Origin of the sequence: Sutcliffiella horikoshii, from assembly GCF_019931755.1 — a bacterium.
GTDB classification, from domain to species: Bacteria; Bacillota; Bacilli; order Bacillales; family Bacillaceae_I; genus Sutcliffiella_A; species Sutcliffiella_A horikoshii_E.
Map to the genome: position 1 here is coordinate 3,832,745 of NZ_CP082918.1, position 14,007 is coordinate 3,846,751.

12 protein-coding genes are annotated in these 14,007 nt (G+C 35.9%); 4 read left to right on the forward strand and 8 right to left on the reverse strand.

Annotated features, from left to right (window positions below; translation table 11 throughout):
- The first annotated feature begins 38 nt into the window (after positions 1–38).
- On the forward strand, positions 39–767 hold the full coding sequence (locus K7887_RS19675) for a PIG-L deacetylase family protein (RefSeq protein ID WP_223491297.1): 729 nt from the start codon (positions 39–41) through the stop codon (positions 765–767).
- A gap of 42 nt (positions 768–809) precedes the next feature.
- On the opposite strand, the gene K7887_RS19680 is transcribed toward K7887_RS19675, so the two are convergent.
- Both K7887_RS19680 and K7887_RS19685 read right to left on the reverse strand, forming a co-directional pair.
- Positions 810–2,147 (reverse strand): cell wall-binding repeat-containing protein, encoded by a 1,338-nt coding sequence (locus K7887_RS19680; protein ID WP_223491298.1) that lies wholly within the window; start codon positions 2,145–2,147, stop codon positions 810–812.
- A 147-nt stretch (positions 2,148–2,294) separates the two neighbouring features.
- Complete coding sequence (locus tag K7887_RS19685) at positions 2,295–2,486, reverse strand: cell wall-binding repeat-containing protein (RefSeq protein WP_223491299.1); 192 nt, start codon at positions 2,484–2,486, stop codon at positions 2,295–2,297.
- A gap of 212 nt (positions 2,487–2,698) precedes the next feature.
- Between K7887_RS19685 and K7887_RS19690 the strand changes: the two genes are divergently transcribed.
- Positions 2,699–3,064, forward strand: a complete 366-nt coding sequence (locus K7887_RS19690) for a hypothetical protein (RefSeq protein WP_223491300.1) — start codon at positions 2,699–2,701, stop codon at positions 3,062–3,064.
- A gap of 53 nt (positions 3,065–3,117) precedes the next feature.
- On the opposite strand, the gene K7887_RS19695 is transcribed toward K7887_RS19690, so the two are convergent.
- The 3 genes from K7887_RS19695 to K7887_RS19705 all read right to left on the reverse strand — a co-directional run bounded on the left by K7887_RS19695 (position 3,118) and on the right by K7887_RS19705 (position 8,142).
- A complete protein-coding gene (locus K7887_RS19695; RefSeq protein ID WP_223493711.1) occupies positions 3,118–4,959 on the reverse strand; it encodes a cell wall-binding repeat-containing protein in 1,842 nt (613 codons plus the stop codon).
- Positions 4,960–5,122: 163 nt separating this feature from the next.
- Complete coding sequence (locus K7887_RS19700) at positions 5,123–7,309, reverse strand: cell wall-binding repeat-containing protein (protein ID WP_223491301.1); 2,187 nt, start codon at positions 7,307–7,309, stop codon at positions 5,123–5,125.
- Positions 7,310–7,374: 65 nt separating this feature from the next.
- Complete coding sequence (locus K7887_RS19705; RefSeq protein ID WP_223491302.1) at positions 7,375–8,142, reverse strand: SGNH/GDSL hydrolase family protein; 768 nt, start codon at positions 8,140–8,142, stop codon at positions 7,375–7,377.
- A 140-nt stretch (positions 8,143–8,282) separates the two neighbouring features.
- Here K7887_RS19705 and K7887_RS19710 point away from each other — a divergent pair, with 140 nt between their 5' ends.
- Both K7887_RS19710 and tagU read left to right on the forward strand, forming a co-directional pair.
- Positions 8,283–9,053, forward strand: a complete 771-nt coding sequence (locus tag K7887_RS19710; RefSeq protein ID WP_223491303.1) for a hypothetical protein — start codon at positions 8,283–8,285, stop codon at positions 9,051–9,053.
- 164 nt (positions 9,054–9,217) lie between these two features.
- Positions 9,218–10,144: a polyisoprenyl-teichoic acid--peptidoglycan teichoic acid transferase TagU gene (gene tagU, locus K7887_RS19715; RefSeq protein ID WP_223491304.1), complete on the forward strand. Its 927-nt coding sequence runs from the start codon at positions 9,218–9,220 to the stop codon at positions 10,142–10,144.
- Between the two features lie 45 nt (positions 10,145–10,189).
- On the opposite strand, the gene K7887_RS19720 is transcribed toward tagU, so the two are convergent.
- From K7887_RS19720 to K7887_RS19730, 3 genes are all read right to left on the reverse strand, one after another.
- Positions 10,190–10,993, reverse strand: coding sequence for an SGNH/GDSL hydrolase family protein (locus K7887_RS19720; protein WP_223491305.1), 804 nt, complete (start codon positions 10,991–10,993; stop codon positions 10,190–10,192).
- A 174-nt stretch (positions 10,994–11,167) separates the two neighbouring features.
- Positions 11,168–11,941, reverse strand: coding sequence for a tyrosine-protein phosphatase (locus K7887_RS19725; RefSeq protein ID WP_223491306.1), 774 nt, complete (start codon positions 11,939–11,941; stop codon positions 11,168–11,170).
- 380 nt (positions 11,942–12,321) lie between these two features.
- Entirely contained in the window at positions 12,322–13,677 is a 1,356-nt protein-coding gene (locus K7887_RS19730) for a sugar transferase (protein WP_223491307.1), read from the reverse strand.
- Between the last annotated feature and the right edge of the window lie 330 nt (positions 13,678–14,007).

Consider the following 14,007-nt stretch of genomic DNA (forward strand, 5'->3'; position numbering starts at 1 on the left):
TGATTGTAGCATACTTGTCGAACAGGAAAGGACCACTGATGAAAAAATTAATACTTCTATTAACAATAATATTAGCAGGCTGCTCTGCCACCAAGAATGATCAGCTTGAAGTATTCTATTCCCCCCATCCAGATGATGAGGTTCTTAGCTTAGGACCGGCTATCATTCATGCCTTATCTGCAAGTAAAGAAGTCCATGTTGTATTATTGTCAAAAGGGAAAGCAAGCAAAGCCATCAATACCGTTAATGAGCGATTAGAATCGGAAGGCCACCCTCTCATCTCAGTCGATGAGTTTGGGGATGCAAGAGCAGCAGAATTTAAGACGGCAGTTAGTGCTCTTGGTGTGAAAGCATCCAACGTGACAATCCTTGATCTGCCAGACGGAAAACTAAACAAAGATGACATATCAGAAATCATTCTCCAAAAAGAAAACCTTAATGCTAAAGTCATACACCACGTTATGAGTGATAAAGACCCTCACTCTGATCATTCTGTGACAGGACAAGCACTCCATGACTTAATAGATGCAGAAATAGTGCATAATGGAAAATTCTATTTTCCTGTCCAAGAACACGGAAATTTCCCTTTTGATAACAAAATAAAACTTATAAACAAAGATCAAAAATCCCGCATGAAAGATGCATTAGAAGCTTATGAAAAATGGGATCCTGCTTCCGGCAGTTATTCCATAGGCAAAATTTCTGTCCCAGATTACTTTATTTCAGCAAAAAACAATATGGAAAGCCGGTACCATTACAAACCATAAAAAAAACAGGATGGAAAACAATTGTTTTCCATCCTGTTTTTTTCAATGATAACGTTTAGCGCCAAGATATCTTGGGTAAAAGTAACTATTGGACATTTCATCAATTGTCACACCAATATTAGATCCAGCTGATTTGGCATGGATGAATTTGTTATCCCCGATATAAATGCCCGCATGGGAAGCTCCATTGTAGCTTGGGTCTGTTTTGAAAAATACAATGTCTCCAACCTCTAGCTTGGAAACCGATTTACCACCAGCATATAGGTCCCGTGTAGTTCTAGGTGTACTAATTCCATGTTTCTCAAACACGAATTTAATATAGCCACTGCAATCAAAGCCAGATGGTGTAGTGCCTCCATATTGATAAGGAGTACCTAAGTACTGTTTAGCAGTGTTCACAAGGGCATCCGTGTTGAAACCAAGAACACTTTCCACATTCGAAGAAACCGCACTTGTCCCACCAATAATGGAAGCTTGAGAAGAGCTTACAGAATTTAAAACAGTCTGAACAGGTGAAGGAACCTTGTCCTTTTGAACCAATACAAGGGATGAATTTTTCTTTGCAGCTAAGACAGAACCTGTTAATGCATCTGCATAACTTTGACCTGTTGCCACATATACATTTTCCCCAAACTTAACGTTAAGACCATTGACTACTTTAGATACAGTGTCATATCGATCTTTTCCAGAATACCTTTTCGCATTTGGTACATCTTTCATAATCTTGTCTGAGATTACGCCTGTTCCACCAACCACAATTGTATTTTTATACTTAGAAAGTACCTTTTTGGTTGCAGGAGGCAAAGAATCTGTCTTCGTTAACAAAATAGGATAGCCTTTTCTAGCTGCATGCGACGCAATTGCTAAGCTATCAGGGAAATTTTTCCCATAAACCAGTACTGCAGTATCCGTCTGGCCGGCCAACTTCTCTGCAATTTTAACAGATGTTGAATACCTGTCCGTGCCGCTAATTCTTTCTATATTTGTAATGCCAATCTTTTTCAACTGAGTTTCTACATTTGCAGTCACTACACTTGTTCCACCAAGGATGATGACATGTTTAGCCTTTAATCTTGTTATTTCATTCTTTGTTTCACTAGGAAGAGAACTATTTTGTGTTAATAAGATAGGTGCATTCAGTGAATAGGCAAGCGGTGTACCGGTCAGAGCATCAGGAAATTGATTTCCGGCTGCGATAATAACCGTATTAGAGCTTGTCCAACCTTTCTTAGAAACCGCCACTGCAGTTTCATATCTATTTTCCCCATTGATTCTATCAACATTAAAACTGTTTGCATAATTAACGGAAGGCAAAGTGACAATAACGACCATACCAAGAACAAGAGCGACTATGTATCGTTTCCATGCTGAAGTCTTCATTTTTTCCCCCTAAATCTACATATTATTACATAATTTACTTACTCATTATAACACTAGTAAAATAGTCCGAATATTAAAATTCAGTAACAAAAAAGCGCTTAAATGTAATATTATAGACGCTTTTTTGGCCAAGACTATTTAACTAGATTAATAACGGTATCTGTTCGTACAGCAGAAGTACCACCCCAGAACAGATATACTGGAAAAATCTCTAGCACGTGCCAACTGCAACGTTTCTGTTGGTAAGTATGTTGGATTCACAAGTAGAAGTGGTGCATTCCTTTTAGCAGCCAATACTGATCCAGTCAATGCATCTGGAATATAGGTCTTTTCAGTCAATAAAATCGGGCTGCCGTTTCAAAACGGCTAGCCCCTTCAATTCTTTTTACCTCTATCCCCATATTAAGGACACCGGTTTCCCCTTTTATTAATTCTATAAAAGTTGTGAAATGAATGTTACAAATCTAGTATTTGGGGAATAAAGTAAAGTAGGAATATTACTAGAGTGGCATACATATGTTGAGAATAGAAGAATAAAGGGGAGGTTTCTAATGGAATTTACAAAACGGTTTCTACCTGCACTAAAGCTTAAACGACCAAAGTTAAACATGGCCTTTGAAAGAGAAAATTTCTCGGCTTTTTTTGAAACATATTGGATACAAATGATTATAGTGTCTTGCCTTTCCAGCGTTGCACTGGGACTGCCAGCATACATCATTAAATTTGCCTTCACCGAAGGGATCTTTACCTTTTATTTGCTTGCTCTATTACTCTCCCTCCCATGGTTTTTAGTTCCGATACTATTTGTTTTGTATTATGTGAAAGACATTACTATCGCCAAAAAGGCGGCCGTCACTACTGGTGGAATATTACTTTTAACTTTCACTATTTGGATTATTGCACTTTTTCAATTATAAAAACTCATGAAACCAGTAATCCCCACTCCGGTTTTAGGAAGTGGGGATTATTGTTATTTAAGGATAAGTCTGCTCAATACATCATTATTGACTGCAGAGTCTCCTCCTAGTACATGGAAAGTATCAATGTTGTGTTTAGCAATGAGATTTGTGGTTTCTATGCTCTCTTGGTTTTGCGTATTTCCAATTAGCAAGATTGCTGCATTCTCCTTAGCTGCTAAAACAGAGCCGGTCAATGCATCAGCAAAGCTCTTTCCTGTTGCAACATAAAGCATATCTGTTGGCATGTTAAGTTCTTCAATGATCGCAACAGATGTAGCATAACGATCCTTACCGGCAATTCTATCAGCTTTAGGTAAGGCATCAAATGCTTTTTTACTTACTACATTATCTCCACCTACTACAATGGTTGAAGTAACCTTATTGTTCTTAATGGTATTAGCCACAATGGAATTTAAAGGTTCGCTTCCTCCACCTTTTGTTAACAAAATAGGGATGCCACTTTTGGCGGCATATGGTGCAATGGCAAGAGCATCTGGAAAGTTGCTGCCACTAGCTACAACTGCTTTAGAAGTAACACCTAGTTCTTTCGCAATAAGGGCAGATGTTTCATAACGGTCTTTTCCAGCAATTCGTTTAACTGTCAAGTTCATATTTTTTAGAGTAGATTGAACCTCAGAAGATACGGCACTTTCTCCACCTAAGATGATTGCCTTTGTTGCCCCTAACTCTTTTATTTTTGCTTTAGTAGATTCATTTAATTTGAATTGTTTATGGGAAGTTAGCAAGATTGGTGCATTTAGCTTGTACGCTAAAGGTGCACCAGATAAGGCATCTGGGAAATTGCTGCCGTTTGCAATAATTACCGTATCCGCTTTATTCCCCCATCCTTCTTCCGAAATCTTGGCAGCAGTTTTATATCTATCCGTTCCTGAGATTCTTTTTCCCAATGGCTTTAAATATGACGAGGCCAGATGACCTGTCCATTCATTCTTCATCGCTCCGTTGGAAGCCAAATACCATCCAAAATGATTATAGGAACCTTCTTCATTACTTTTAGGCGTTTCATCGGTTTTGAACATACTTTCTATTGTTAAAACACCTGGGTTAAAATAATCTTGAGTTTGTTTAACCGTACTTGGTTCCGATCTTCTTCTAACCTTTTCATCCACTCTAACTAAATCGTCAGGTCCAAACAAGTGAGTAGTATGTGACAACGGTCCGTAAATAGTGTACATTTTCTTTTTAAAGTTAACTATTTCTTTTCCACCTGAATTTTTTACATACTCTAAATCCTCAGGTTTGATCTGATCCAGTGTCCGATTTAGATTTAATCCAGGGTTACCGTCTTCCAAAACCGTAAAAACACGATCTTGATAAGACTCCATGTTTCTTTGCCCCTTTTTATCTTCATCATTTAGAATGAGTGGGCTATTCTTAGGTACAATACCGTTATAAGCCATCAACGCGAAATACCAGTTCTCAATATAATTACGGTTTCTATCATTAAGTGTTGGAATTCCCTTCCCACTGAATCTCTCAAACTTGTCATTGAGAATCATCACACCTTTTTCGATATTATATTGAATGTCGGAAACTAATCTATTATGATCAAGTTTATACTCCCCTTCAGGATCTGTGACTTGCATAATGCCAATTCCACCATCTTCAGATATAAGAGCTTTATCTCCCACGCAGTGAACCCAACCTCCTGCTTCTACAAAGGCAATGGCTTTAACAATTTCCGCGGGTACGTCTTGTTTATGTGCCTCTTCTGTCAACAAACGGTCAATCTCTATTAACGAAGACGGTTGTTTACACCCCGTATTTTCTTGCGCACTAATGGATTGTGGCAATAGTAATGCAAATACCACTAACATTACTAACACTTTCATTTTTTTCACTTGTTAATATCCCCCTTAAGTTTCAGTTCGTCCTTTTCTATGATAACAAGATCAAAAGATAAAAACACTAATTATTACCATAAAAGTAAAATAGATTAATAGATTTACATAAAAATGGAGAATCCTTTTTAAAAGATTCTCCAAGATTTATCTATCATTTTCCAATAAACATCTGGGTCCAATGCTTAGACTCTTTTTCATACCCTACACCAATATGCGTTATATCAGGGTTTAATATATTCGCTCTGTGACCCTCAGAGTTCATCCAAGCATTAACAACTTGTTCAGGAGTCAAGTGACCCCTTGCGATATTCTCTGAAGCACTAGTGTACTCAATTTTGAAATGATTCATCATCTCGAATGGAGTACCGTAAACAGGACTTGTATGGTTAAAGTATCCATTAACTTTCATATCTAGCGATTTTTCTCTTGCTACCAAGCTTAATTGGACATGGGTATAAAGTGGATTAACACCATATTTTATTCGCTCCGCATTAACCAATTCAATTACTTTTCTTTCTTCTTCACTTAATACAGCAGTATTGTAAACACCTTTACTAGCTTTAAAGAGTAAGTTTAGAGCTTTATCATTTACCGCACTTCTGCCACCAAGTACTTGGAAGTTAGAAAGATTCCTACCACTCACCAGCTCAGAAACGACTGGTCTTTCTTTATCATCAACCAGTAAAATGGACGTTCCTTTTTTCGCTGCAAGGACAGAACCTGTTAAAGCATCAGCAAATGAGCGACCTGTAGCTGTATAGATATTTTCAGTCGGAAGGTCGAGCTCTTTTATAATTTCAACAGATGTAGCATAACGGTCTTTACCAGAAATACGTTTCCCTCCTGGTAATTCTTCCAACACCGCATCAGTCACTGCAGAGGTGCCTCCTGCTACAATAGTTTGTCTAATCTCTTTATCTTTCAATAATTTTGCTGTTGGCTCATTGATAGTTTCAGATTTTTCTTTGATTAATAGTATTGGGTAGCCGTTTTTCGCTGCATAAGGAGCAATAGCAAGTGCATCTGGAAAATTTGACCCGTTAGCAATTACTGCTTTCTCAGGTGCGCCTCCCAAGCGTTCTGCTATCTTAACAGCTGTTTCATAACGGCTTGCACCACTTATTCGTTCCACTTCAACACTTTTGTTCATCTCAATGCTCTTCTTCACATCATCACTGACTGCACCCGTGCCGCCTAATATGATTACCTTCCTTGCACCAAGCTCCTCAATCATATTCTTTGTCTGCTCTGGAAGACTGTCTTTTTTAGTTAAAAGAATTGGAGCATCTAGTTTATACGCTAGAGGTGCACCTGCCAAAGCATCTGGGAAGTTCTGACCACTTGCAATGATAACTGTCTCAGCTGTTTCCCAGCCTTCACGTGCTATTTCATTAGCTGTAGAATATCTATCTGGACCAGATATTCTTTTACCGAAAGAAGTTAAATAAGAAGAAGCGACATAGCCATTCTTCTCAATGCTTTCTAGTTCGCTAGATACAGGATACCAAACAAAATGATTAAAATTTCTTTTGTATGCAGCCGTATCATAGATAAACGAGTCTTCAATCATGACTACTTCCTGATTAATTTTCCCAAGACTTGTCCCTGTAGCCCCAGGGATATTTCTAATGTTAACTTCCTCCGTTGCTACAACAAGTTCCTTTGGCTGAAACTTATGCTTTGTTTTATGTACAATCCCTTCTTGTGTATAAGCCATTTTATTAAACGATAATGATCCGTTTTCACCATAATTTAGATGGGATAATTCTACCGTTTCTAAAGCAACATTTATATTCAGATCCGAACTTTTCCCAATACGTTGGAAAACACGATCTTGATAAGATTCAAAATTTCTTTCCCCAGTAGCTCTTATTAGTGGACTATTTACTTGTTTAATCCCGTTATATGCCATTACCGCAAAATACCAATTTTCAATAGTATCGCGGTCTCCATCATTTAGCACTGGAATATTAATGCCGCTATAACCGTATTTTTCATTTAGAATACTAACCCCAACTTGTATGTTGTATTCTATGTCATACTTTAATCTCTCTTCATCATACTCATTGGAGTGGTCCGTTATTTGCATTATCCCTATGCCATTATCTGGAGCAACCAAAGGTTCTCCATCTTTACACTGCACCCACCCTGATTCTTCAAACGCAATTGCTTTAACTATTTCTGCTGGGATTTCTTGAGACAAGGCTTCTTTTGTTAGCAATAAATCAATCTCCTCATATGGAGGTTGCATACATAGATTGTTCTCTTGTGCATTAATAGATTGAGGTAATACTAAAGTAAATACCATAAATAATGTTAATAACTTAATTCTCTTCAAAAAATCAGCCCCCTTATTTGCTATTTCAATTCTATCGATTTCTAAAAATATTGGTGAAATTCCCTTTATTCAGCAATAAAATACTCTATTATAAAATCAGCCCAAATGCTTTGCCCTTTAGCATTAGGGAATGTGCCTTGGAGAAATGATTTGATATTTTCAGAAGATGTGTCTGGCCAAACCTCCCAATGGTTAAAATACTCGATATTATTTTGCATCGCGTACTCTTCCAATGCGTTAACTTGTTCCATATATGTCTCTGGTTCATATATAGGATTTGGTGGCTGTATTATCACATATGCTTCATTGTTAATCTTCTTAACTGAATCGATAATCATCTCTAAATTTCCCAGTGTATCTTCCATTTTAACAAAACCGTTATCATTCAATAGTAAGGGCTCTATAATTAATACATCAGGGCTGACAGCAGCTATCTCATCGTGACCTTTTGTCTCAATTAAATGATTGGTAGTTATCTTTTCAAAGTTCATTATTTCAATATCAAAAGTATGTACACCATAGTTCTCTTCTAGCGCATTTTTCACCTGTAATGGCCAAGGCGAATTGTTGGAATCACTATTCATAATTGCGTCAGAACCAACAATTAACAGTTTGATAGTTTCTTCAGAATCCATTTTTTTCTTTATACTATTTTTTAATTCATCATCCATATTTCTTGTTAAATCTAGTAGATTGTTGTCTTCCACCTCCATTGGTTGGTCTTGACTTGTAACTTTTCCCGCCTGTGCAATTTTATTATCATACTGCACCTTACCTAAAAATATTAAAGATATTGCTACCGTACATAATAGTATAATGATAATATTTTTCATCTTTTTACACTCCTATAAAGAATCTACTACAATTATATACATATTCTTTGTAAACTAATAGATTTACAAGCAATATTTTACAAAATATGATAAAATAAGTTTAAATAACAAGATTTATATAAAAATATTAGGAGGGAATTATGGTAAAGTCTCGCGTTGCTTTATTATCCACTCTTGCTTTTTCTACAATAGTATTAGGATTTGGATCTTTATCCTATGGAGAAGTTAAAAGCAATTACATATCAAATCAAAAAGAGAAATTTATATACTTAAATACAGATCCGATTATAGATCCAATTACGCCAGAACCTGAACCTGAACCTGAACCTGTGCCAGAACCTGAACCGAAACCAGATCCTAAGCCGGAACCAAAACCTGAGCCCAAGCCGGAACCAAAACCTGAGCCTAAGCCAGAACCGAAACCTGAGCCTAAGCCAGAACCAAAACCTGAGCCTAAGCCAGAACCAAAACCTGAGCCCAAGCCGGAACCAAAACCTGAGCCTAAGCCAGAATCGAAACCTGAACCTGTCCTAGAACCTGAATCAGAACCTGAGGAAATTATGGATTCGGTAGAAACTGAAGAGGAAAATATAGAAGTTTTAGCCACACCTTTGTCCAAGGATTTTCTTATTGAAACATATAAGGAAATGGAGTCAGATTTCTCAACACTAAATACATATATTTTCACGAACATAATTACTATACTCATAGAAACAAACAACTACACTTCTGAGTCATCAAGTTCATTTTCAAATCTACCGTTAAATGATTTAGCTACCAAGCTATCTCTGCAACAAATTGAAGAATTGGAAGAGTTTCTGTTAACGGAAGAACTAAAAGAAATGGACACACTTCTAATTACTGAAAGATTAGAAGAAATTCATGAAAAAAAATTAAATCTCATCCAATAGAAGAGTATCTTAAAGAGAAACCTCAACTTAACCATAAAAAGTTGAGGTTGTTTTGTAATATAATAAATTTCATGAAGTACTTCCTTCAGATACAAGAAGTAATTGTATAAACAATTGATAACACATATAATCAAAACTAGAATATAAAAAAGGAAGAGTGCAAAATGTTCAAGAAAAAATGGTTTATTATATTAGTAAGTATTTTAGGTATTGCGACTATAGGTGTTGGAATCTTTGCTTTTAGTGTGTATAAGTCGCTAGAAGATGCTGCATCTTCTATGCACACTCCACTTGAAAGGTCTAACTCTGAAAAAAGAACGACTGAAGTTGACTTCAATCAAAAAGATCCATTAGCTTTTCTGATCTTAGGGGTAGACGAAAGACCTGGAGATAGAGGGCGTTCAGATTCTATGATTGTTCTGACCGTTAATCCAAATGAAAAGTCTATTCAAATGGTAAGTATCCCACGTGATACAAGAACAGAAATAATCGGAAAAGGTTTTGATGATAAAATTAACCATGCTTATGCATTTGGTGGTCCAGAAATGTCGATTGCCACTGTCGAGAACTTTCTTGATATTCCCATAGATTATTTTGTTCAAGTAAATATGGAAAGCTTTAAGGATATTGTAGATGCCGTTGGAGGTGTCACGGTTAATAACAAATTAGAATTCAGTCATAATGGACATCATTTCCCCTTAGGAGAAATTGATTTAGACGGAGAGGAAGCTTTGAGTTTCTCAAGAATGCGCTATATTGATAGCGACTTTGGTAGACAGCAAAGACAGCGCGATGTTATTCAAGGTGTTATTAACAAAGGTGCATCCATTTCTTCCGTCACAAAAATTGACGACATTCTTGACATATTAGGTAATAATGTCCGTACCAATTTAACATTCGATGAAATGGTGGACATTCAGTCCAACTATAAAGAAGCACGTCATACACTTTCTCAACACCAGTTAACAGGAACTGGTACAAAAATTAACAACATCTACTACCTACTTGTAGATGAAAACGACCGCTTGGCACTTTCCAATCAGCTAAAAGAGCATCTTGAGCTTGACTCAGAAGTTGCGAAAAATAACTAACAGAAAGAGGGCTACCAATTTTATGGTAGCCCTCTTTCTTATTTCTTAATTTTTAGTTTCACCTATAAAATAATCTATTAAATGCTCTGCCCAGATTTTGTGACCTTCTTCATTCGGTATAATATCGTCATTTACTATGTATTTTGAAACCTCATCTGATTCTTTTGGCCAACTTTCCCAATGGTTAATATAAGGATAACCATTCTCTTCCGCCCATGTTTTCAATTCCTCAACATCCATGGGGTAATAAGTTGCATTTCGAAGAGGTTGTCCAGGTTGTAGAAACACAAAAAGTTCAGGATTCTTCTCTTTTAAACCGTCAATCATAGTTGAAATGTTCTGAAGAGAATGTTCCATTATAATAAAACCGTTACTTTCCAGTAAGAACGGCTCCAAAATAACAATGTCAGGTTTTGTAACTACATTCTCCAAATAAAGACTTTCATTCACTACATCAGCTGTTGTCACTTCACCAGGTATAGCATTTACTGTTATGTTAAATAGTCCTTCATATGTAGTTTCCAACTCTTCTTTGAACAATTTAGACCATTTATTATCGGCTAACTCGTTAACTTCTGAGCCGATAATTACAAGTTCTACTACTTCACCTTTATTTTGTTTTTCTAAAAGGAATTCTGATACTTCTAAAGGGATCTCCCCAAAATCTTGCTCCGTCAATTCTTCCTTATTTCCCACCACTTTTTCATCAGTATTTGATGGATTAGTATTGGCGCTAGTACTCACATATTCTTGATCCATTGCAGACCCCAATTTAGCGTTCCAATGGAAATTTCCATATACTATTGCACCAATACAAGTTAAAACCACTAACATCATTATCGCTCTCATTTATTACCACCTCATACCAAATATACTACTTTTTTAATACTTTTCAATAGTTTTGGCAATAGGAAAAGTAGTATTCTTCTAGATTTATGCATATGTCCGCTATTTGTAAGTACAAACCATTATTGAAATAAAATAAAAAAGAGGCTACTCAAAAATGAGCACCTCTTTTTTCTCCTACCCTAAAATACCAAATAACTTCTTTTTCTTTTTAATTCTCTCAGGTACTTCTTTTATTACCATGGAACCTTCCACCAGTAATTCAGCATTTTCTAATAACAAATATTTTGCATCAGTACCACACTCTTTTTCAATTACATTAAAGGCTTCCGCCATTTGGAAGTTTCTTCCCTTTAAATTATGAGCATCAGATGCAACAAAATGAGTCAGATTAGCTTCAATGAGTTCTAAAGAGAACTTCTTTATTTTCTTACCGAATTTACCGGCTACACTTGCAGCGGTAACCTGTGTACAAGCACCTTTTTTTACTAATTGGTAGAGTTTCTCGGGATTTTCAATCAATTCAGCATTTCTCTCGGGATGTACGATAATTGGGGTGAGGCCTTTCATCTGTATATCATAGATAATTTTTTCCGTATATAGAGGCACTTGACTTGAAGGTAATTCTATAAAAATATATTTATCTCCGTCATTCATTGTCAGCAGTTCGTCTCTTTCATATTGCTCCAACAGTTCTCCTGAGATTCTGGTCTCCTGACCAGGTAACACAGTAATATCAATTCCTTCTTTTTCCAACCTGTCGTTCAACTCTTTTACCTTTTCAAGAATCTCTTCTCTTATATTGTAATATTGCCCGTTGTTATGGTGAGGAGTTGCTACTATTTTTGTTATACCTTCACTATAAGCAGCACGTGCCATTTCCAAGCTTTCTGTCATGTGTCTAGCACCATCATCTACCGATGGAAGGATGTGACAGTGAATATCTATCATATTTAAAACCTCCAAAAATAGTACTTTTATACCATTTTTCCTTCTAACTTAGTCTATCATAATCTTAGCACAGTAGAAAGATATAAGATATGGGTGCATTTTGTCGAAAGAGGAAAATTATACTATGTATATTATTCATAATAAATGAACCTTTATCTATTATTTATTTCACTATTTTTCTAAAAAATAAACCTCCAAAGAAAAAAACCTAAAAATGTAGAAGTCTTAACCTACCGAACAACTACACGCTCAGGTTACAGAATATAAATAGAATCCTTCAAAATATATGGGTTGTCCTTTATGACCAAAATAAAAAAACTTGTAGAGAACCACATAGGTTTCTCTACAAGCTGAAGATCTTGGAGGCTCCAAGGTCTTTTTTATGAGGTTTTTTGATTTGCAGTTTGAGATTCCTTAACTCCTTCTGACTTGGTTTTATCAACCATTACCAGAACAGTCCTTAAAATGATAACAATATCAAACATCACTGAGAAATTACGGATATAGTGAAGATCAAAACGTAATTTGTCCTCTACACTTGTTGTGTATTTCCCCATAATTTGTGCGTAACCAGTTATGCCAGGTTTTACAGTGTTACGGTACTGGTAGGAGCTGATGTCCTTTTTAAACTGCTCAATAAAGAAACTTCTCTCCGGTCTAGGGCCGACAATTGACATATCCCCTTTTAATACATTAAAGATTTGAGGTAATTCGTCAATTCTTGTAGCTCTCAAAAAGTTTCCGACTTTCGTAATACGAGGATCTTTGTCAGTAGCCAGCATAGGTCCTGTAGATCCTTCTGCATTTTCTATCATCGTACGCAACTTTAGAATTTGGAACTCTTTGTTATCTTTTCCTAGACGTGCTTGAGAGTAGAAAATTGACCCTCTAGGCTCCTGAATCTTAATAAGTAATACTCCCAACAAAAAGAAAGGAAGGATAAATGGAAGTACTAAAATGGAAACGGCAAGATCAAAAGCTCTCTTTAAGATTTGTTGATCGACAGTTAATCCGAATTTTTTCACAGAAAGAGCCATCGTATCTTCAAAAGGAGTAATATCTGATTTAGATAACAATAAATCATAAAAGGATGGCACTAAGTATAAATTCTTTTTATTTTTGAAAGCATAATAGATGATTGAACTTTTTTTCTCGTCTGTATCCTTTGGTCCTAATATGACGGAATCAGACTTCTTAATAGCTTTAAATGTATCATCAAGTGGTGTGTGGTATTCTGCATACTTGATATTAACTTTAGAGGCAAAAGTATCTTTTATCTGATAAGTAAGCCTTAATTTGTCTTGTGGTTTGCATATGAGCAAGATATCTTCCGGGTTGGTTGCTTTCTTGAAAGAAATAAATATCATTTTCCAAATAATCAATAAGACAACTGAGAATAAAAATGATAATAAGATTACAGATCTTGGTAAACCAAATGCACGGAAAAAGAAAGAAATTGCCATGGTAGCGACAGTGATGGAAAAAGTACTGACTAGTATACTTCCGATGTAGTCAAAGAACCGCTTTCTTCGAGAAGGGTTGACTTCATATACGGACAAAAAGAACGTGCTGATTAATAGTACCCACGGCAGGACAACAAGGAATGAGTCCCAATTCTTTGCATCATAGGTTTCGTAACGCACATAAAAAGCTAAGAGATATGATATGGTTATAATTAGTAGATCAGTTAATATAAACAGCAGACGACGACTTTTTTCATCAAGTAAATTGCCCAAGCTCAAAACTCCTTTAGTTATTCTTTTAATGGACAAAACGTAAAATAGTATTACGGCAACAATATTAATATCAGCGTATCACATTTTTTCTTTTACAAACAGTGCCAGATTTAGTCAATCCAAATCTCCTATTTTAATGGATAATTCTACAAAAAAAGATGCAAAGCTCTACATTCCCTGTAGTAGCTAGTTTTTTCGGCAATTTTTTTAGCCTAAACCCTGTATCATTTTATCAAAATAAAAGCTGTTGTAAAACATGTTTCTACATTAAATTATGTTAAGTTTGTGACACCTCGAAATGACAACTCCTCATTTTTATACCCAATAAAT

What these genes read in the sequence shown, in the direction of transcription:
- K7887_RS19725 (WP_223491306.1), bottom strand. Translation starts at nt 11,941, where the DNA reads ATGATAGATATTCACTGTCACATCCTTCCATCGGTAGATGATGGTGCT.
- K7887_RS19710 (WP_223491303.1), top strand. Translation starts at nt 8,283, where the DNA reads ATGGTAAAGTCTCGCGTTGCTTTATTATCCACTCTTGCTTTTTCTACA.
- K7887_RS19720 (WP_223491305.1), bottom strand. Translation starts at nt 10,993, where the DNA reads ATGAGAGCGATAATGATGTTAGTGGTTTTAACTTGTATTGGTGCAATA.
- K7887_RS19690 (WP_223491300.1), top strand. Translation starts at nt 2,699, where the DNA reads ATGGAATTTACAAAACGGTTTCTACCTGCACTAAAGCTTAAACGACCA.
- K7887_RS19705 (WP_223491302.1), bottom strand. Translation starts at nt 8,142, where the DNA reads ATGAAAAATATTATCATTATACTATTATGTACGGTAGCAATATCTTTA.
- K7887_RS19675 (WP_223491297.1), top strand. Translation starts at nt 39, where the DNA reads ATGAAAAAATTAATACTTCTATTAACAATAATATTAGCAGGCTGCTCT.
- K7887_RS19680 (WP_223491298.1), bottom strand. Translation starts at nt 2,147, where the DNA reads ATGAAGACTTCAGCATGGAAACGATACATAGTCGCTCTTGTTCTTGGT.
- tagU (WP_223491304.1), top strand. Translation starts at nt 9,218, where the DNA reads ATGTTCAAGAAAAAATGGTTTATTATATTAGTAAGTATTTTAGGTATT.
- K7887_RS19695 (WP_223493711.1), bottom strand. Translation starts at nt 4,959, where the DNA reads ATGAAAGTGTTAGTAATGTTAGTGGTATTTGCATTACTATTGCCACAA.